Consider the following 19,163-nt stretch of genomic DNA (forward strand, 5'->3'; position numbering starts at 1 on the left):
GGCCGTGGTTCCGGGGAACGGTGGTGCGGGCGGCGGCCTCCCGGTGGAGGCAAGGCGCCGCTCCCGGCGGCTGTTCCCCCGCCTCCGCGCGCCCCGGTGTCACCCGCATCACGCGTGCCGGGACGACACCACGGCACGGTGGCCGAGGGCTCAGCCCGGCGCCTGGGCCGGTGACGCGGTGGGGTCGAAGACGGGTGCATGGCGCCGCCAGGGCTGCTGACGCTCCAGCTCTCCGGCCAGCCAGAGTAGTCGTCCTTCGGCGCCCGGAGGACCGACGAACTGGACAGCCACGGGAAGGCCGTCCGGCCGGATCCCGGCCGGCACGACCGCCGCGGGGAGGCCCGCCAGGTTCCAGGCCGCGGTCCACGGGGCCCAACGGGCGTTCGCGGTGATGTTGGCCAGGAACGACCGCTCGTGCCACGGGCGCGCGGCGAGCGGGGGGCCGGTCGTCACCGGGCTCAGCAGCACGTCGACGTCGTCGAAGAACGCCACCATCCGCTCCCGGAAACGCTCCGCCGTCCGCGGCCGCACCAGGCCCGCACGGCGCACGAACCGGCCGATCCGCGCGTGCGTCCGGCTCCGGGGCTGGAGGGCCTGCCGGTCGAGGCCGAGATGCTCGGCATCGTTGTCGGCGCCCACCATCCAGCGGGTCAGCGCGCCCGCTGCCGCGGCCGGGGTGATGGGCGCTTCCCGGCGCACGACGGTGTGGCCTGCGGCGGTGAGCAGTGCCACGACGGCGGCGACCGCGGCACGCGTGGGGGCGTCGGCGCGGGCGCCCGGCACCGGGGACCTGGTCGAGAGCGCGATGCGCAGCGGCCGGCCGGGGGCCGCCGGGTCGGCCGGCTCCTCCCCCGCCATCACCGCGTGCGCCACCGCGAGGTCGGCCACGGTCGTCGCCAGCGCGCCGTTCTCGGCCATGCCCGACCAGCTGTCGGCGCCGATCTCGGCGGGCACGACACCCGTGCCCGGCTTCAGCGTGACCAGCCCGCAGGCCGCGGCCGGCAGCCGGAGGGAACCCATGCCGTCGTTGCCGTGGGCGAGCGGCACGGCCCCGGACGCCACCGCTGCCGCGCTCCCCCCGGAGCTGCCCGCCGGGGACCGGGCGGTGTCCCAGGGGTTGCGGCTGACCGCACCCGGGCCGTCGGTGACCGCGTAGAGACACAGCTCGGGCGCCCGCGCGATGCCGACGATCACGGCCCCGGCCTTGCGGAGGCGGCTCACGACCGGGTGGTCGCGGGGCTCGGGACCGGAGGTGGACGCCGGGGAGCCGTCGGTGCACACCTCGCCGGCGACCGCGACGTTGTCCTTGACCGCGATGGGGACGCCGGCCAGGGGCAGGGCGAAGCGGGTGAGCGCGGTGTCGACCGCGTGCGCCTCGGCCAGAGCGGCCTCCCGGCGGACGACCCGGAAGGCGCCGACCCGGGCGTCGACGGCGTCGATGTGGTCCAGGTGCGCGCGGACGACGTCGACCGCGGTCACCTCGCCGGAGCGCACCAGGCGCGCGATCTCGGTGGCGGGCAGGCCGACGGTCGCGGCCGCACGCGGAACAGCAGATCCGGCGTCGTGGAGAGCTCCGCTAGCGTCCATGCCAGGACCGTAACGGCGGCCGCTGACACTCTGCGATCGGAGTCCCGATGAGCGCCTCTCCCCCGACCGGCGACCAGCCCTACACCGGCGATGTGGAGGTCGGCGGCCCGGCCGACGTGCGGGCGCTGCCCGGCCTGACCATCAGCAAGCTGGCCGTCAGCGAGATGGCGAACAACGCCTACCTCCTGCGCTGCACCGCCACGGGTGAGGCCCTGCTCGTCGACGCGGCCGCCGAACCGGAGGCGCTGCTCGCCCTGATCGGCGACGCCGACCTGCGCACCGTCGTCACGACGCACGGGCACTGGGACCATCACCGGGCGCTTCCGGAAGTGGTCGAGGCGACCGGCGCGGCGACCGTGGCCGGCACCGCCGACGCGGCGGACCTGCCCGTCGTGGTGCAGCGCACCGTCGAGCACGGCGACACCGTGACGGTGGGCGAGCAGACGCTCGAGGTGGTGCACCTGCGCGGCCACACGCCGGGCAGCATCGCGCTGGTCTGGCGGGGGCCGGAGGACGCGGGCGTCCACGTCTTCACCGGGGACAGCCTCTTCCCGGGCGGTCCTGGAAGGACAACGAACCCGACGGACTTCACCTCGCTGATAGACGACCTGGAGGAGCGCATCTTCGGGCAGTTCGACGACTCGACGTGGTTCTACCCAGGCCATGGCAAGGACAGCACTCTCGGAGTCGAACGTCCGCATCTGAGCGAGTGGCGCGCTCGTGGCTGGTGAAGTGGAGCCACCGCGTCCCAGAGGGGCAACGTGACAGACCGGCTTGCGGACCTTGCCGAGACGGCGCGCAAGTCGGGGTGGGCTACCGGGTCCATCCCCCCTGAGCAACCTGCGGTGGATGGCAACATCGCTCGGCTGGGAAGAGGTACTCCAGATCCGCCACTTCGGCCCGGCCGCTGACAGGCAGTTGAGCCGGTCGAGCCTACGGAGCAGAGATCGGGCACACCGCTGTCCCAGGAGGCTGTCATGAGTGGCAGGCACCGTCTGCTCCGTTCCGCAATCGCTGCTGCCGCGGCCACCGCGGCCGGCCTGCTGACCGGATGGATGGTGCGGACCGTCAGTGCTCCCGAGGACGGAACCGGGTAGGACGCTCGTTGCGGTACCCAAGGACCGGGTACGGCACGGCGGGACGGTAACGACCGGCGGCCGAGCCCGTCGTCGCCCTCAGGGGTGAGGGCCCTGGCCGCGAGGTCCCGCTCGGCGGCGGACAAGGCCGGTCGCCACAGCAGCCACAGCGCGAGCAGTTGCGCGCCCGCGACCGTGCCCAAGCCGGCGGCGCCGTGGAAGCGCGCGTGTGGAGGCCACTCCGGGTTGAACACGTGGGTGGCGTTCAGGTCTGCTCGCGCCGTGCCCACGATCGTGCCGACCGCTGCGCCGGTCAGTACCAGGCGGCTCGTCCTCATCGCGTCTCCTCCCTCCGTCACCCCCGTCGGACGAGGCCGCGAGCGCGACCCCAGGAGCTCACTCTCATCTCGCGGCCGTGGTGGTCGACGGTCGTTGGGGCCACGCCGCCGGCGGCAAACGCTGCACGGTCACCGTCCTCGAAGGACGTCGCGGCCCCCCACCCGGCCGCCTGATCGACCTGCCAGCACGACGGCGTTGACGCCCAGGCCCAGTACGGCGGCGATGACCGCGAAGGTGTTGGCCACGGCCACGACGCCGGCCACGGGGTTGGCCCAGCTCCGGTAGATCCCCGCAGGAGTCTCGGCCGGGGCCCCGACGAAGTGCACCCACACCACGAGGGCACCCAACAACAGCGATGTCACGAACCAGTGACCGGCCACGCGCCCCCGTGAGGTCAGCCAGATGCCGGCGCCGAGGAGCCCGTAGACCCCGATCAGGCTGGCGGTGAAGGGAGTGAACTCCGACATGAATGGCCAGCCGCTGTGGTTCCAGGAGGGATCCAATCCGCGGTCGACGACGTAGTAGCCGCGGATCACATGGTCGAGAAAGTGCAGTGTGCCAACCGCGACCGTGACCCACGCGATGACCAGGGTCCGCCGGCGGAGCAGGCCGGCCGTGCGTGCGCTCTTAATGCTCGGTCGCGCGGCCATGCTCGCCTCCCCCCACGAACCGGTTCGGTGTACTTCAGCGTGGACCACGGCGCGGGGAGCGCACGGGTTGGGGCGCCGACCCCTTGACGGCCGCGGTGGCGACGCGAGTGAGGGTGCCGACCTCCGCCGCAGCGCTGCTCCTGGACAGTTCGCGGACTGGTCGCGGGCTGGGCTGCTTGGGGCGTCCCCATGAGCAGCGTCCGGGCCCCTTGGGCGGGATCGGCGTACAACGAGATCCCGGACCCTTGACAGCGGCCGTGTCCCCCGTTTGGGTGACCTCCTCTACAGGCGCCGTGTCAAGGGAAGCGGCCGACCGACCGGCCGGTCCGCTATCCCGGGGAGGGCACGTGTTCACGAGGATCGGCAAGGTCACGGCTCTGGCCGCCGTCGGCGTGTTCGCGACGGCCGCGCCGGCGTTCGCGCACGACGACGAGGGAGCGACCGAGGAGACGCAGGTCGCTCAGGGACGCGACGCGCAGCACGACGGGACCGACGGTCACCTGCTGCCCGTCGACGAGAACGTCGACCTGGTCAGCAAGCTCGAGCTCAGCAACGTCGAACCTGGGGGCATCGCCGACGTCGCCGTGTTGGGCGATCACGCTTATCTGGCCGCATTCGGCCGGTCGGTCTGCGAGAACACCGGGGTCCACGTCGTCGACATCTCCGACATCGGAAATCCCCGGGAGGTCGGCTTCGTTCGCGCACCGGAGGGCAGTTTCCCTGGCGAGGGGGTGCAGGTCGTGTCGATCGACACCCCGGGCTTCACCGGCGACGTCCTGCTGACCAACAACGAGATCTGCAGTCCGGATAGCGGCTTCGGCGGGATCAACCTCTACGACGTCACGGACCCTCTCCAGCCGCAGCCCCTCGCGGTCGGTTTCGGCGACGCCGATGACCCCACCAACCCACAGATGTCGGCCCATCAGACCCACAGCGTCTTCGGGTGGGACGCCGGCGACAAGGCGTACGCGGTGCTGGTGGACAACCAGGAGTCCGCGAACGTCGACATCGTCGACATCACCGATCCCAGAACGCCGGTCCTCATCGCGGAGCACGACCTCGCGGCTCTGTTCCCGGAGATCCTGCAGCCGGGTCAGGGCCTCGACCAGGTCCTCCTGCACGACATGGTGGTCAAGGAGATCAACGAGCGGTTCGTCATGCTGGCCTCGTACTGGGACGCCGGCTACGTGCAGTTGGACGTGACCGACCCGGCCAACCCGGTCAACCTCGCCGACAGCGACTTCGCCGAGCCCGATCCCGAGGCCCTGGAGAGTGGCTTCAGGGTGCCGCCGGAGGGCAACGCCCACCAGGCCGAGTTCACGGCGGACAACGCCTTCGTGATCGGCGCCGACGAGGACTTCAACCCCTACGCCGTCACCGCTCGCAATGACACCGACGGCACGGAGCTCGACGCCGCCCCAGGCAGCAGCGAGGGCACCCGGCTCGAGCCGGGTGAGACGATCAGCGGTCAAGCCGTCTTCGTGGGACGGGCCTGCCCCGGGGACCCGGCGGTGCCGACGGGCGGGGAGGGCACGCAGATCGCCGTCGCCGAGCGCGGGGTCTGCGAGTTCACGGCGAAGGTGGCCGCGGTGGAGGCCGCGGGCGGCTACGAGGCCGTCCTCGTCTTCAACCGGGAGGGCCCGGACGGCTGCAACCTCCCGGCCGGCATGGCGGTCGAGGGCAACATCCCGACGTTCGGCGTCGCGCCACGGGACCAGGGCTTTGCCATCTTCAACGCTCCCTACGACGACGCCGCCTGCCGTGCCGGGGACGGTTCGGCGGTCGCGCCGATCGCCGTCGGCACGGCCGGGGACACGCTGACCTTCTCGTCGTACTTCGACGGATGGGGCTACGTCCGCCTCTTCGACGCCACCGACATGACCGAGCTGGACACCTACGCCATCCCCGAGGCGCACGATCCGCGCTTCGCCCGCGGCTTCGGTGACCTCTCGGTGCACGAGGTGGCGGTCTCGCAGGAGTCCTCCGGTCTGGCCTACCTTTCGTACTACTCCGGCGGCCTGCGCGTCATCGAGGTCAGCCCCGGGGAGATCCGGGAGGTCGGCGCCTTCATCGACGAGGGCGGCAACAACTTCTGGGGAGTGGAAACCTTCGTCGCGGACGGCGTGGAGTACGCGGCAGTGTCCGACCGGGACTTCGGGCTCTACATCCTCCGGTACACACCCGCGCCCTAACCCGAACCTTTCCGGGAGGCCGGTGCGGCACCGCGGAGCAGGCACCTCGGCTGGTCCGGCCCCGCACTCACCTCATCGAGCCGTGGGACGCGGCCTGCGTCCGGCCTACGGCTCGACGAGGCGGTCCCCACCAGAGTGGGCCCGGCCGGCGACAGCACCGGCATCGCGGTGACCTGCCAGGTGCCCGGCGCAACGCCGGGCACGCGAACCGTCAAGGCGACGCGCCCGCCGCCCAGAGGCCGGGCGGCCCTCGGCGACGCAGACGACGTCCGGAGCGACGGCGACCGCCCAGGAGACCGGCGGTGGCTCCGGGCCTCAGCACAATCCCCACGGTGGTCCTCCGCCCGAGGGGATCGAGACGGCGACCGATCCCACGTACCCCGTCGGCACGACGGTCATCCTCACCGCCAACCACATGACCCGCATGGACGGCGCAAAGGCGACGATCGAGAGCTCGACCGACGAGACCGTCTACATGGTCGACACCGTGATCAACGGCATGACGTTGACCAACCACAAGTGGCTCGTCGAGAGCGAGGTCCAGCCGGCCGAGTGATACCGCGCGCGGAAGAGCAGTGCAGAAATTTCCCAACGCTGTTCACCGAGGGTCCAGCAGGCCGGCGATGCCACGCGGATGCGATGCAGCGGCTGCTCAACCACGCTGGCTGGAACGCCGACGCCGTCCGCGACGACCCGCGTGACTACGTCGTCGAGCACCTCGGGCAAGCGGTGCTGGTGGTGGACGAGACCGGATTTCTGGAGCAGGGCAGTAAGTCCGCCGGAGTGGCCCGGCAGTACTCCGGCACCGCCGGGCGGATCGAGAACTGCCAGGTCGGGGTCTTTCTGGCCTACGCCACCCCGGCCGGGCGGGCCTTTCTCGACCGGGAGCTGTATCTGCCGAAGCCCTGGATCGAGGACCGGGCTCGTTGTGCCGAGGCCGGCATCGGCCCCACGGTCGAGTTCGCCACCAAGCCAGAGTTGGCGCTGGCGGTGCTCGCTTGCTCGGCTGGCCGCGTTGGCCGTCTGCGCCGGGACGGGGTGGCATCCGGGCGAGGAAGGGCGCTGAGAGGCCTCCGCGATCCGCGCGTTCGTGGGCAGGATGGCCGGGTGTTGCGCCGACGCCGGACCGCTTCTCCACCCCCGAACCCCCCGGCCGTGCTGCATGTGGGTGAGTCGGCGTGGCGAGATCTCCAGGCGCCGCGCCCCCGTCGGCGGAGGAGAGCGCACTGCTCGCCCCGCTGACGGCGGCCACCGGTGACCCGCGGCTGCTCGAGCAGGCCCGGTCAGCGGCCGTCGTCGCGGTGTGTCGGTGTGGCTGTTCCTCGGTGCGGCTGCGCAGCGACACCGGGCGGAAAAACTGACGGGGCCAGCCCGGGCTTGGTCGGCGGTGGGGGTTGGGGTGACTACTTCAGCGTGGCGGCCTCGGCACGTGGTCCAGGACATGAGGTCGTCACCCTGGCCCTGCACATCGTGTCCGGCTACATCGAGGAGCTGGAGGTGTTCGCCGGGGAGGGGATCGCCGTTCCGCTGTCCGGCATCACCGACCTGACCGAACCGGTGGCGGGCTGACCAGCACTCGTCGCCGCCCACTCGTCGGGCCGGTGCCAGCAGGAACCGCCCGCCGCCGCGCTGCACCGCCCGTCTCCCCTACCGCGACCGACGGTCAGCCCGCGGCCTCGGCAACGGCGACCGCAGTCGGCCGTCGCCTCCCTACCGACGCCCCGCGGCGTAGCTCTAGGAACTTTCGGCGAGTGGCGTGACGCACTTTTTCCTGGAAGCAGGTCGACGCTCCCGCCACGCGCATGGCCGTGCCCGCCTGGTGGCGCTGTCCAGCCCGTGAGCCCGACCGTGGGCCGCGAGCTGGTGACCTACGCCGGTAGAAGCTGGTCAGGGTCAGGCGACGCGGAGCAGTCGGGCGCGCTTGGCCAGGATCCCGGGGACCTGCTGGTTGGGCCGCTGCTGCTCACCGTGGACGGCGTTGAGCACGGCGATCCCGCCGGTGAGCGCGGGGATGACCCACTGGGTGATCTTGAGCTGCTGCTGGGCCTGCGCGACGTCCTGGGGGGTGTCAGCGGCGGGGTCGGTCCCGCCCTCGACCGGGGTGCCGGCGGCCTGCTCGAGCTTCTTGCCCAGCGCCCGGCTGTAGGCCGTCACACCCAGGGCGGCGCCGGTGAGCGCCGTCTTGGCCGCGGTGGAGGCGCCGACGCCGCTCTGGGCGGCGACGCGCCCCTTGTTGGCGTACAGGAGCCCGGCCCCGCCGACGAGGTGCGCGGCGATGGCGGCCAGGTTGATCGGGGTCCAGCGGGCCCAGCCGGCGTTGGCCACGAGCAGCCGCTGAGTCTTGTCGGGGACGACGGCGGCGGCACCATTGACGGCGATGGCACCGGCCAGGGTGCCGCCGAACCAGGCGGCCAGACCCAGGTCGTGCAGGCTGCGAACGACGGTATTGCGCTCGGACATGGTGTGGCCCTTCGACGGTCGGCACCGAGGAGCCGGAACCATCCGTCGCGACCCACCCGACGGACTCCCGGTCCACCCTGAACGGGGTGACAACACGCTACCCGCGACTGACCCCACCCGGCACCGCCCCCGCACGCTGACGCAGTCAGGAGGTGGGCGCCATGACAGCCGCAGATCGAGGCGCTCGCGGCGCGACCAAGAGATGTCATCTGACCGAGCGCCTCTTGAACCTCGGGACTGCTGCACGAGCAGGTGACGTCTGATCTGTGGTGCCGAGAGCTGCCGCTGGAAGGATGCACACCGTGCCCAAGCCCTACCCCAAGGAGTTCCGCGACGACGTCGTGAACGTTGCCCGCAACCGCGAGCCGGGCCAGCATCTGAAGCAGATCGCGGCCGACTTCGGGATCAGCGAGTCGTGCCGGACGAACTGGATGAAGGCCGCCGACGTCGAGGATGGGGTCAAGCCCGGGACCACGGCGGCCGAAAACGCCGAACTGCGTGAGGCCCGCAAGCGGATTCGGCTGCTGGAGCAGGAGAACGAGGTCTTGCGCCGGGCTGCGGCCTACCTGTCCCAGGCGAACCTGCCGGGAAAATGATCTACCCGCTCGTCGGTGAGCTCGCCGTCGACGGGATCCCCGTGACGGAGGCGTGCCCGGTTCTGAAGCTCGCTCGCCAGCCCTACTACCGGTGGCTGGCCACCCCGGTCACCGCCGGCGAACTGGCCCAGGCCTACCGGGCCAATGCGTTGTTCGACGCCCACCGCGACGATCCGGAGTTCGGCTACCGGTTCCTCGCCTGCGAGGCCGCCACCGGCGGGCAGCCGATGGCGGCGCGCACGGCTTGGGCGATCTGCTCGGCCAACCGGTGGTGCAGCGCGTTCGGCAAGCCCCGACGGGGCAAGGGCGGCCGTCCGGGGCCGCCGGTGCACGACGACCGAGTCCAACGGGTGTTCACCGCCGCTGCACCCAACCAGCTGGGTTGACCGACATCGCCGAGCACCGACCGCGCGAGGGCAAGCTCTACCTGTGCGCGATCAAGGACGTGCACTCCAACCGCATCGTCGGCTACTCCATCAGTGATCGGATGAAGTCCCGGCTCGCTGTCACCGCGATCGACAAAGCCGTCGCCCGGCGGGCCGCCGACGGGGCTGAGGTGGCCGGCTGCATCGTGCATGCGGACCGCGGATCGCAGTTCCGTAGCCGGAAGTTCGTCCAGACGCTCAATCGCCATCAGCTGTCGCGCTCGATGGGGAGCGCTGCTGCGGCCGGCCGGCGCCGTCCTGGTCGAGGCCCACGACGAATGGCAGGTCTCCGACCGCCGCTACCTCTCCGAAGGCTCCATGACACTGCTCAACCGCCCCGACCCGACCGAGGAGGTGGCGCAGCCCGCTCTGATCGCGTCATAGCCACCCCACCGCTGACCAACACGGTGAGGACTACATCCACCACTCAACGGGACGTCACCGACGTCTTCTACGACCAGCACGTGGCCGGCAAGCCGCTGATGGGGCCGCTCACCGCCGCGCAGTCGTTCGCGCACCAGTTCTTCGGGATCTGAGTCACTGATACCCCGCGCTTCACCCGCCCGAGGGGGATAGAGCACCGCTTGGTGGGCCGCCTAATTCGCACACCGAGCGACGGACAGGCCCGCCCTTGACAGCGGCCCCCGGCTGCTCCGTCAGGCACCGCCGACGGCCCGGCCCGCGCTCAGCGGGCGGCTGCCACGAGGCGGGCCAGCTCCTCGACCATGACTCCGGGAAACTGCAACGGCACGAAGTGGGTCGCCGACACCTCACGGAGCCGGGCCCCAGGCACCGCCCGCGCTGCCTGCCTGACGTCGCGGACGTGCACCAGCGAGTCGTAGCGACCCGCCACGAAGGTCACCGGGCAGCACACCGCCGCCACGTCCAGAGGCGCGTGCTCGGCGAGGGCGAGGGTGAGGTGGCGGTACCAGTTCCAGTCGTGGCGGGCGAACTCGTGCAGCACCGCCCAGAGTGCGCCGGGGTGGGCCGCCTCCTGCGCCGGACCCCGGACCGCCGCCGGCGACCACAGATCGTGCGCGGGCGGCAGGCTGGCCACGAGCAGCGGCAGCAGCGGCCCCACCACGGGCAGCAACCGGCTGCTGAGGCGGCCCATCCGGGGTCGCATCCGCCGCGGGACACCAAAGGCCCCGAACAACGAGGAGTAACTGCCCCCGGGGATGCCGGCGACGGCCAGCACGGCGCCTACCCGGGCCGGGTCCTCGAGGGCGAGCTCGAACGCCACATTGACGCCCAGGGACCAGCCGATCACGACCGCGGAGGGCATGTCGAAGGCGTCGAGCACCGCCCGCGCGTCCTCGGTGTGGTCCTCGACCCGCACCCGGCCGGGATCGGCCGGACGCTTCGATCCGCCCAACCCACGCTGATCCCAGGTGACCACCCGGTAGCCGCTCCCCCGGGCGGTGATCCGGGGCCAAGCCTCCGGCGGCGCGCCCAGCCCGTTACAGAGCAGAACCGCCGGCCCGACGCCGTCGTTGCACCAGGCGCGCAACCGGGTCCCGTCGCCGCTGCCCACGACGCGCGTGCTCATGAGCGCGGGACCTGCTGTGTCACGGCGACGCCCGACGCCCGCGCGCCTTCGGGTCGCCCCCCGCTGCACAGGCAGGACGCCAGCGACCGTCGGACGGCATGACTGGGGAGATGCAGGAAACCGCGGGCCCCGGACCGTACGGTCGACTCGCGCTCGACCCCACGGAATCCGGGCGCGAGTCCGTACGCCGCTGGCCGAGGGAGCTGTTCCGCCCCGAGGCCGGCGCCATCCTGGGCATGCCTGACAGGTAGCAGCCGTCGAGAGCCGGGCTAACGCCGCGCATGGCTCACTATCCCGCAGGGATACCGACAGTGGGCCGGACTGCGTCCAGATACTCCGGAGGCACACCGGTCCCACCTAGAACACGCGCACGCGCTCCGACCGCGCCATCGACGGGCACCTGCCCCCCGACTTCCCCGGCGGCGTCGGCAAGACCCAGAAGGACCCGGCGCGGTTCGCCAGCCTCATCGACGACGTCGAAGAACGTCTCTTCGGCACTCTCCCCGACCAGGCGTGGGTCTACCCCGGGCACGGCAGGGACACGACGATCGGGGCCGGGCGTCCCCACCTCGCTGAGTGGCGCGCCCGCGGCTGGTGAGCGCGCCACCGGCGCGCGCGGCCGTCGTGCGCTACGCGTCGTCGAAGAGGTCGACCACCTCGTCGACGGTCCCCGGCAGGTAGAGCGGGACGACCGACACCATCCACTCCGGACGACGCTCGTCCACGCCGACCGCCAGGTCCCAGGCCGCCCGCGCCGTCAACGGGCCGAAGCATCCGTCGTCGCCCTCCTCCCCGACGGCCACCTCCACCAGCCACTGGTCGGAGAGGTCCGAGGCGAGCTCGGCGAACGCCGGTTCGGCGTCCTCGTCGGGCTCGGGTGCGTCGGCCTGGACGGGATAGATGAGCGCCATGGCCCGCACGCTAGGGCCTCTGCCGCCCGCAGGCAGTCCGCGCGGACGCCTCGCTCAGTCGACCCGGGTGGCCCGCACGGTGAGCGGTTCGGCGCCGGGCGGCTCCACCGCGTCGGGACCGTCCTCACCGGCGCCGAGGGCCGCAGGCTCCGAGGCCACCGCCTCGACCAGTTCCGCCGATCCGGCGCCCGGGTTCTGTGCGGTCGGCAGCCACCGCGCCCACCAGCGCAGGACGTGCTCGAACCGCGCCAGCCGGTGCGCCGGCCGGCCCGACCGCGTCAGCTCGTGACCCTCGCCGGGGAAGAGCAGGAGCTCCGACGGGACGCCGCGGCGCTTGAGCTCCACGTAGAGCCGGGCGCCCTGCTCGACGGGGCAGCGCCAGTCCTCCTCGGAGTGGATGACCAGGGTCGGCGTGGTGATCGAGCCGGCGTTCGCCAGCGCGCTCTGCGTGGCCAGCCGGTCGGGGTCCGTGCCCAGGTACTCGTCGGGAAAGAGCCAGCCGATGTCGGAGGACCCGACGAAGCTGACCGGGTCGAGGAACGCCCGCTCACTGATCGCGGCCGCGAAGCGCGAGGTGCGGCCGATCAGCAGCGCCGTCAGGTAGCCGCCGTACGAGCCCCCCATGATCCCGACGCGGTCGGCGTCCAGCTCCGGCTCCTCCAGCGCCGCGTCCAGGAAGGCCAGCACGTCGGCAGCGTCCAGCCCACCGAACCCGCCCCGGATCGCCCGCCCGTGCGCCGAGCCGTACCCCGACGATCCGCGGGGGTTGCACTGCACGACCGCGTAGCCCGCCGAGACGTAGACCTGGGTCTCGTCGAAGAGGCTCCAGCCGTACTGGGCGAACGGGCCGCCGTGGATGGTCAGCAGCACGGGGTGCGGGCCGGGCCCGGGAGGGGTGGTGACCCAGCCGTGCACCGGGTAGCCGTCCGGCGCGCTCGCGGTCAGCTCCCGCATGCGGTGCACCCGACCGGTCTCCCCCAGTCGCCGACCGAAAGCCGTCAGCAGCCGCCGCCGGCCAGGGCTGATCGCGATCAGCTCCCCGGCGGACCGGTCGTGCGCGACCACCGCCACGACGACGCCGCCGGCCGCCGCGAAGCTGCGCACCGTGAAGGGTCCGTCGACCAGCGGTTCCGGGACACCGCCGTCCAGCGGCACCCGCACCAGTTCGACCGCGCCCCGCCGCTGCACGCCGACCAGCACGGCGCCGTCGACGAGGACGGTCGCCGGCGTCTCGTCGCCGCGATGCTCCAGCTCCGCGTCCAGAAGGGGCTCCAGCGTCCCGCTGGCCGCGTCCACCCGGCACGGCACCGACTGCCTGGCGACGAAGTCCACCCCGTCGGCACCGAGGTCGGGCACGGCGGTGACGTAGAGCTGTCCGCCGGTGCGGTCGTAGGCGGGGAAGGCGCAGTCGCCTCGGGAGCTGGTGACCTTCCGCAGCCCCGACCCGTCGGGCCGCACGGTGTAGACGTCGCGGACCAGGTCGCGGTCGGCCCGGGGATGCCGCGCGGAGACGAATGCGAGCTCCGCCCCGTCGGGCCGCCAGGTCACGTCGACGCAGTCGGCGTCGCCCGTGGTCACCTGGAACTCCTCGGGCAACGGCGCCGTGTCGTCGTCGAAGTCCTCGGGCAGAGCGAGGACGAAGACCTGGCTCCGGCGGTCGGAGAGGAATCCGACGGCGTCCCGCCGGTACTGCAGGGTGGTGATCAGCCGCGGCGGCTCGGCGCCGGGCCCGACGCCGTCGACGGTGCCGTACCTGCCGTGCTCGGGGACCCGGGCGGTGTACGCGACCCGGCGGGAGTCCGGTGACCAGACCGGTGCCCCGGCGCCGAGGTGCTGCTCCGTCAGCCGGCGCGGGGCGCCACCGGCGGTGGGCAGCAGCCAGATCTGCGGCCCGCCCCCGGGCTCGGCACTGAGGTAGGCCAGCCACCGGCCGTCCGGGGAGAAGGCGGGAGCGGAGTCCTGGTGTCCCGTCGTCAGCGGTCGCGCCGGAGCGGAGGCGTCGGTGGGTACGGCCCACAGCTGACTGCGGTACTCATCGGCCTCGGGATCGGGACGGGCGACGGCGACGACCACCATCCGGCCGTCGGGGGAGACCGTCGGGACACCTGGCGTGCGCAGGAGCGCGAGGTCGTTCGGCCGCATGCCGGCGACGCTAGCCGAGGCCGCTGACACGCCTGTCGCGGCGCACCTCGCACGGGACCGCAGGGCTCAGGAGCGGACCCGCCCGGCGCCAGGCCGGGCGGGTCGAAGAGCAGCCCGAGCAACGCCGCACGGGCGCGTGCGGCTGGAGGTAAGGACCGAGTCCCCACCGGCCGCCGCCGGGACGGGCTCGGAAGGTGCCGTCTCAGCGGCGGGCGCGCTCCTCGTCGGACTCGTCGGCGATGCGCGACTCCGCGGCCGCGGCCGCCTCCGGCCCGCCGGTGGGCACCGACCTGGCGGTCTCCGGGTCGATGACCGGCTCGTCGACGGTCACGAGCTGCCCCCGGGTCTTCACCAGGCTGGCCACCGTGGCGATGATCAGGACGCCGAGGATGATCGTGAGCGAGAGCCAGATCGGGATCTCCGGCACCGCGTCGATGTGCTCACCGCCGTTGATGAACGGCAGCTCGTTGGTGTGCAGCGCCTCCATGATCAGCTTCACGCCGATGAAGGCGAGGATCACGGCCAGGCCGATCGACAGGTAGACCAGCCGCTTGAGCAGGCCACCCAGCAGGAAGTAGAGCTGGCGCAGGCCCATGAGGGCGAAGACGTTGGCCGTGAAGACGATGAACGGCTCCTTCGTGAGGCCGAAGATCGCCGGGATGCTGTCGAGCGCGAACAACAGGTCCGTCGTCCCCAGGGCGAGGAAGACGATGACCATCGGCGTCCAGTACTTCTTGCCGTCCACGGTGACGCGGATCTTGCTGCCGTGGAAGTCCTGGGTGAGCGGCAGGACCTTGCGCGTCCGCCGGATGAACGCGTTCTCCTCGTAGTCGTCCTCCTCGCCCCGGTGGCGAACGAGGTTGATCGCCGTGTACACGAGGAACGCGCCGAAGATGTAGAAGACCCAGGTGAACCGCTCGATCACCGCGGCGCCGAGCAGGATGAAGACTCCGCGCAGGACCAGCGCGATGATGATGCCGACCATCAGCGCCTCCTGCTGCAGGTGCCGCGGCACCTGGAAGCGGGCCATGATGATCACGAAGACGAAGAGGTTGTCGACCGAGAGGCTGTACTCGGTGAGCCAGCCTGCGTAGAACTCGGTCGCGTACTGCCCGTTGGTCACGGCCAGGATCACCAGCCCGAACAGCAGCGCCAGGGCCACGTAGAAGCTGACCCAGATGCCCGCCTCCTTGACCGAAGGCTCGTGCGGACGGCGGGCGACGATGGCGAGGTCTGCGAGCAGCAGGACCGTGAGCCCTACGAACGTCGTGATCTCGAACCAGACGGGGAGCTCCACGGGGCCTCACTCTACGGGTGAGGCTCGTGCGCCGCCCTCGGCGGAAGACACCGGTGGACGGTGGCGTCGGTCACGGCGGAGGGCGTCACCCCTCCGCCGTGACCGTGGCCCGTCGGTCAGCGGGACTGACGAGCCGGCGCGTCGGGGAGGGGCCGGGCCGCGGTCGGGGGCGTGGCATCGGCGGGAGCTTCGTCCTCGCCCACCGTCGCCTCCACGAGCCGCACCTCGGCGGCGAGCCGCCGCGCGCGATCCCGGCGGTTCTTGGCCAGGCTCGCCACGGTCGTCACCAGCAGGGTCACCAGGATGACCGTCAGCGACAGCCAGGTGGGGATCTCCGGGATCACGGTGACGTGCTCGCCGCCGTTAATGAAGGGCAGCTCGTTGGTGTGCAGCGCGTGGATGAGCAGCTTCGCGCCGATGAAGCCGAGGATCACGGCCAGGCCGTAGGACAGGTAGACGAGGCGGTCGAGCAGGCCGTCGATCAGGAAGAACAGCTGGCGCAACCCGAGCAGCGAGAACGCGTTCGCCGCGAAGACCAGGTACGTCTCCTGGGTCAGGCCGAAGATCGCCGGGATCGAGTCGACGGCGAAGATGATGTCGGCGGTACCGATCGCGATCAGCGCGATGGCCAGCGGGGTCAGGTATCGCTTCCCGTCGAGGCGGACCGCCATCTTGTCGCCGTGGTACTCGTCCGTCGTCCGCAGGTGCCGGCGGGCGAACCGGAGGACAGCGTTCTCCTTGTAGTCCTCGTGGCCGTCGTGGCCGCCGGACCGGGCCTGCACCCACGCGGTGTAGACGAGGATCGCGCCGAAGATGTAGAAGACCCAGCTGAAGTTCTCGATCGCGGCGGCACCGATGACGATGAAGACGGTGCGCAGCACGAGCGCGAACGTGATGCCGTAGAGCAGCACCTTCTGCTGCAGCTCCCGGGGAACCCTGAAGCTGGCCATGATCAGCACGAACACGAAGAGGTTGTCGATCGACAGGCTCTTCTCGGTGATGTAGCCGGCGAAGTACTCGCCGCCGAACTGGGGCCCGTAGAACCAGAGGATCAGCAGCCCGAACACCACGGCGATCGCGACGTAGACGCCCGACCAGATCGCGGATTCACGCAGGGTCGGCGCATGCGGTGTCCGCACGTGCCCGACGAGATCGAAGATCAGCATCCCCACGATCAGACCGATCGTGAGAGCCCACACCCAGAAAGGAACGTCCATGCGGCAATGCCTCCGGCAACTGGCAGTCGTCAGTACCGGAGGTCTCTCCCGCCGCCGGCGTGGCCGACAACCGACCGGACCGGAGATCACGGGATCTCGTACTGACGGCCCTGCCGCGGGGGGATACTCCCCTCCTCGGACCCGGATCGGGGGCACGCGTCAGCGCCCGCACTCCGTGTGGTCCGCTTCGTGCAACGGCAGGAGTCGGCGGGAAGTTCCCGGCCGACAGATCGGCTCGGCGAGGCCTACGTCACACGATGTGCTCATCCGGTCGGACGGCGCTCTTCGGCAGCGCTGCCACCGCTGCGTCGTAGGACGCGTTGATCAGCTCGCGGACCTCGTCATCGGGGACCGGACCGGCGAACCGCGGATGATCGACTCCAGCGGGCCCAGATGGGGCCCGTTCGCTAGGCGTGCGCCGCGTCGAGCTGACGGAGCTCCCTCTTCAACTCGCTCAGCTCGTCCCGCAGGCGCGCGGCGACCTCGAACTGCAGCTCGCGGGCCGCGGCGAGCATCTGGTCGTTCATCTGCGAGATGAGGTCGGCCAGCTCGTTGCGCGGCAGCCCCTGGACGTCGATCGCCCCGGCCTTGGCCGCCTTCGTGCCCGCCTTCTTCGACGACAGCCCCGGTACGGGCGCCTTGCCGCGCGACTGCTGGCGGCCCGAGCCCCCGATCAGCTCGGCGGACTCCGAATCCTCCGCCTCCCGGTAGATGCCGTCGAGGATGTCGACGATCTTCTTGCGCAGCGGCTGCGGGTCGACGCCGCGCTCCTTGTTGTACGCCATCTGCTTCTCGCGGCGCCGGTTGGTCTCCTCGATCGCCAGCGCCATCGACGGGGTGATCGTGTCGGCGTACATGTGCACTTGGCCGGACACGTTCCGCGCCGCGCGGCCGATCGTCTGGATCAGCGACTTGCCCGACCGGAGGAAGCCCTCCTTGTCGGCGTCGAGGATCGCCACCAGAGAGACCTCGGGGAGGTCCAGCCCCTCGCGCAGCAGGTTGATGCCCACCAGGACGTCGTACTCGCCCTGCCGCAGCTCGCGGAGGAGCTCTACCCGACGCAGCGTGTCGACCTCGGAGTGCAGGTAGCGGACCTTGATGCCGAGCTCGAGCAGGTAGTCGGTGAGGTCCTCGGCCATCTTCTTCGTCAGCGTGGTGACCAGCACCCGCTCATCGCGCTCGGTGCGCAGCCGGATCTCGTGGACGAGGTCGTCGATCTGACCCTTCGTCGGCTTGATCACGACCTCGGGGTCGACCAGACCGGTCGGCCGGATGACCTGCTCGACGACCTCACCGCCGGTACGACCCAGCTCGTAGTCCCCGGGCGTGGCGGACAGGTAGACCGTCTGGCCGATCCGGTCGGTGAACTCCTCCCACTTCAGCGGGCGGTTGTCCATCGCCGAGGGCAGCCGGAAGCCGTGCTCGACCAGCGTCCGCTTGCGGCTCATGTCGCCCTCGTACATGCCGCCGATCTGCGGCACGGTCACGTGCGACTCGTCGATGACCAGGAGGAAATCGTCCGGGAAGTAGTCGATGAGGCAGGAGCCGGCACTGCCGGGCGCTCGGCCGTCGATGTGCCGCGAGTAGTTCTCGATGCCCGAGCAGAAGCCGACCTGCCGCATCATCTCGATGTCGTAGGTCGTGCGCATGCGCAGCCGCTGGGCCTCCAGCAGCTTGCCCTGCCGCTCCAGCTCGGCCAGGCGCTGCTCCAGCTCCGCCTCGATGCCGCGGATCGCGCGCTCCATGCGGTCGGGACCGGCGACGTAGTGACTCGCCGGGAAGACGAAGAGCTCCTCGACCTCGCGCACGACCTCACCGGTGAGTGGGTGCAGGTAGTACAGCCGTTCCACCTCGTCGCCGAACATCTCGATCCGGCAGGCCAGCTCCTCGTACACCGGGAAGACCTCGATCGTGTCGCCCCGCACCCGGAAGGTCCCACGCGTGAAGGAGAGGTCGTTGCGGGTGTACTGCTCGGTGACCAGCGTCCGCAGCAGGTCGTCGCGGTCGCGGGAGTCCCCCACCCTGATCTTCAGCGCCCGCTCCACGTACTCCTGCGGCGTGCCGAGGCCGTAGATGCAGGAGACGGTGGCGACGACCACGACGTCCCGCCGGGTGAGCAGGCTGTTGGTCGCCGAGTGCCGCAGCCGCTCGACCTCCTCGTTGATCGAGGAGTCCTTCTCGATGTAGGTGTCGGTCTGCGGGACGTAGGCCTCGGGCTGGTAGTAGTCGTAGTACGAGACGAAGTACTCGACGGCGTTGTTCGGCAGCAGCTCGCGGAACTCGTTGGCCAGCTGTGCAGCGAGCGTCTTGTTGGGGGCCATCACCAGCGTGGGGCGCTGCACCTGCTCGATCAGCCAGGCCGTCGTCGCCGACTTCCCGGTGCCGGTGGCCCCGAGCAGGACGACGTCCTTCTCCCCGGAGTTCACCTTGCCGGCGAGCGCCTCGATGGCCGCCGGCTGGTCACCGGAGGGCTCGAACTCGCTGACGACGCGGAAGCGCCCCTGGGTCGGCCGGATGTCGGTCATCGCGCTCACGGGACGACGGTACGACGGGGATGGGACACAACGGGCGGGAGCGGTCGTCTGCGTCGGCTGGTGCACGCGGGGACACCGGGACCGATCCGCTACTTGTCCTGCACGGTGGCGTCCCCCTAGCGTGCCTGGTCGCAGGAGCGGTTCCAGACCGGGGACCAGCGCCACCCGGGCTCCCCCGGGCGAGGTCG

16 protein-coding genes and 3 pseudogenes are annotated in these 19,163 nt (G+C 71.4%); 9 read left to right on the plus strand and 10 right to left on the minus strand.

All coding sequences use genetic code 11. From position 1 onward, the window contains the following. Positions 1-150: 150 nt before the first annotated feature. Positions 151-1,587, minus strand: a complete 1,437-nt coding sequence (locus CHB94_RS02060) for an amidase (RefSeq protein ID WP_089334939.1) — start codon at positions 1,585-1,587, stop codon at positions 151-153. A gap of 47 nt (positions 1,588-1,634) precedes the next feature. Between CHB94_RS02060 and CHB94_RS02065 the strand changes: the two genes are divergently transcribed. Beyond that, positions 1,635-2,318 (plus strand): MBL fold metallo-hydrolase, encoded by a 684-nt coding sequence (locus tag CHB94_RS02065; protein WP_089334940.1) that lies wholly within the window; start codon positions 1,635-1,637, stop codon positions 2,316-2,318. Here the strand turns inward: CHB94_RS02065 and CHB94_RS26635 are convergent. Together CHB94_RS26635 and CHB94_RS02070 are read right to left on the minus strand one after the other, a co-directional pair. Then, complete coding sequence (locus CHB94_RS26635; protein ID WP_368073842.1) at positions 2,240-3,001, minus strand: DUF6640 family protein; 762 nt, start codon at positions 2,999-3,001, stop codon at positions 2,240-2,242. The genes CHB94_RS02065 and CHB94_RS26635 overlap by 79 nt on opposite strands. A 129-nt stretch (positions 3,002-3,130) precedes the next feature. Beyond that, entirely contained in the window at positions 3,131-3,652 is a 522-nt protein-coding gene (locus CHB94_RS02070) for a hypothetical protein (RefSeq protein ID WP_089334941.1), read from the minus strand. 347 nt (positions 3,653-3,999) lie between these two features. Between CHB94_RS02070 and CHB94_RS02075 the strand changes: the two genes are divergently transcribed. The 4 genes and pseudogenes from CHB94_RS02075 to CHB94_RS24885 all read left to right on the plus strand — a co-directional run bounded on the left by CHB94_RS02075 (position 4,000) and on the right by CHB94_RS24885 (position 7,413). Next, the gene (locus CHB94_RS02075) at positions 4,000-5,844 is read left to right on the plus strand and encodes a PA domain-containing protein (RefSeq protein WP_089334942.1); all 1,845 of its coding nucleotides are present in this window, start codon (positions 4,000-4,002) and stop codon (positions 5,842-5,844) included. Between the two features lie 352 nt (positions 5,845-6,196). Next, positions 6,197-6,400 (plus strand): DUF1541 domain-containing protein, encoded by a 204-nt coding sequence (locus tag CHB94_RS02080; protein ID WP_089334943.1) that lies wholly within the window; start codon positions 6,197-6,199, stop codon positions 6,398-6,400. A 77-nt stretch (positions 6,401-6,477) separates the two neighbouring features. Continuing rightward, positions 6,478-6,840: pseudogene (locus tag CHB94_RS25915) on the plus strand (IS701 family transposase); the annotation flags it as partial. A 417-nt stretch (positions 6,841-7,257) separates the two neighbouring features. Then, positions 7,258-7,413, plus strand: coding sequence for a hypothetical protein (locus CHB94_RS24885; protein ID WP_176445366.1), 156 nt, complete (start codon positions 7,258-7,260; stop codon positions 7,411-7,413). Between the two features lie 324 nt (positions 7,414-7,737). On the opposite strand, the gene CHB94_RS02095 is transcribed toward CHB94_RS24885, so the two are convergent. Beyond that, positions 7,738-8,304, minus strand: coding sequence for a hypothetical protein (locus tag CHB94_RS02095; RefSeq protein ID WP_089334945.1), 567 nt, complete (start codon positions 8,302-8,304; stop codon positions 7,738-7,740). 302 nt (positions 8,305-8,606) lie between these two features. On the opposite strand from CHB94_RS02095, the gene CHB94_RS24385 reads away from it, so the two are divergent. The 4 genes and pseudogenes from CHB94_RS24385 to CHB94_RS24895 form a co-directional block, all read left to right on the plus strand. Further along, positions 8,607-8,900: a transposase gene (locus CHB94_RS24385; protein WP_141137400.1), complete on the plus strand. Its 294-nt coding sequence runs from the start codon at positions 8,607-8,609 to the stop codon at positions 8,898-8,900. Further along, on the plus strand, positions 8,897-9,286 hold the full coding sequence (locus CHB94_RS24890) for a hypothetical protein (RefSeq protein WP_176445367.1): 390 nt from the start codon (positions 8,897-8,899) through the stop codon (positions 9,284-9,286). Before CHB94_RS24385 ends, CHB94_RS24890 begins: the two co-directional genes overlap by 4 nt. A 59-nt stretch (positions 9,287-9,345) precedes the next feature. Then, positions 9,346-9,501 (plus strand): annotated as a pseudogene (locus CHB94_RS25920) (IS3 family transposase); the annotation flags it as partial. 52 nt (positions 9,502-9,553) lie between these two features. Continuing rightward, positions 9,554-9,709 (plus strand): annotated as a pseudogene (locus tag CHB94_RS24895) (IS256 family transposase); the annotation flags it as partial. Positions 9,710-10,010: 301 nt separating this feature from the next. On the opposite strand, the gene CHB94_RS02110 reads toward CHB94_RS24895, so the two are convergent. The 6 genes from CHB94_RS02110 to uvrB form a co-directional block, all read right to left on the minus strand. Next, on the minus strand, positions 10,011-10,874 hold the full coding sequence (locus tag CHB94_RS02110; protein WP_089334947.1) for an alpha/beta fold hydrolase: 864 nt from the start codon (positions 10,872-10,874) through the stop codon (positions 10,011-10,013). 629 nt (positions 10,875-11,503) lie between these two features. Continuing rightward, a complete protein-coding gene (locus CHB94_RS02120; protein WP_089334948.1) occupies positions 11,504-11,785 on the minus strand; it encodes a hypothetical protein in 282 nt (93 codons plus the stop codon). 54 nt (positions 11,786-11,839) lie between these two features. Beyond that, positions 11,840-13,927 carry a S9 family peptidase gene (locus tag CHB94_RS02125; protein WP_089334949.1) on the minus strand — a complete coding sequence of 696 codons (2,088 nt, stop codon included), beginning with the start codon at positions 13,925-13,927 and terminating at the stop codon, positions 11,840-11,842. 202 nt (positions 13,928-14,129) lie between these two features. Further along, the gene (locus CHB94_RS02130) at positions 14,130-15,224 is read right to left on the minus strand and encodes a TerC family protein (protein WP_089334950.1); all 1,095 of its coding nucleotides are present in this window, start codon (positions 15,222-15,224) and stop codon (positions 14,130-14,132) included. Between the two features lie 116 nt (positions 15,225-15,340). After that, positions 15,341-16,441, minus strand: a complete 1,101-nt coding sequence (locus tag CHB94_RS02135; protein ID WP_089334951.1) for a TerC family protein — start codon at positions 16,439-16,441, stop codon at positions 15,341-15,343. Positions 16,442-16,848: 407 nt separating this feature from the next. After that, a complete protein-coding gene (gene uvrB / locus CHB94_RS02140) occupies positions 16,849-18,966 on the minus strand; it encodes an excinuclease ABC subunit UvrB (protein ID WP_141137406.1) in 2,118 nt (705 codons plus the stop codon). Positions 18,967-19,163: the final 197 nt, after the last annotated feature.

This window comes from Blastococcus mobilis (assembly GCF_900188025.1).
Lineage (GTDB): Bacteria > Actinomycetota > Actinomycetes > Mycobacteriales > Geodermatophilaceae > Blastococcus_B > Blastococcus_B mobilis.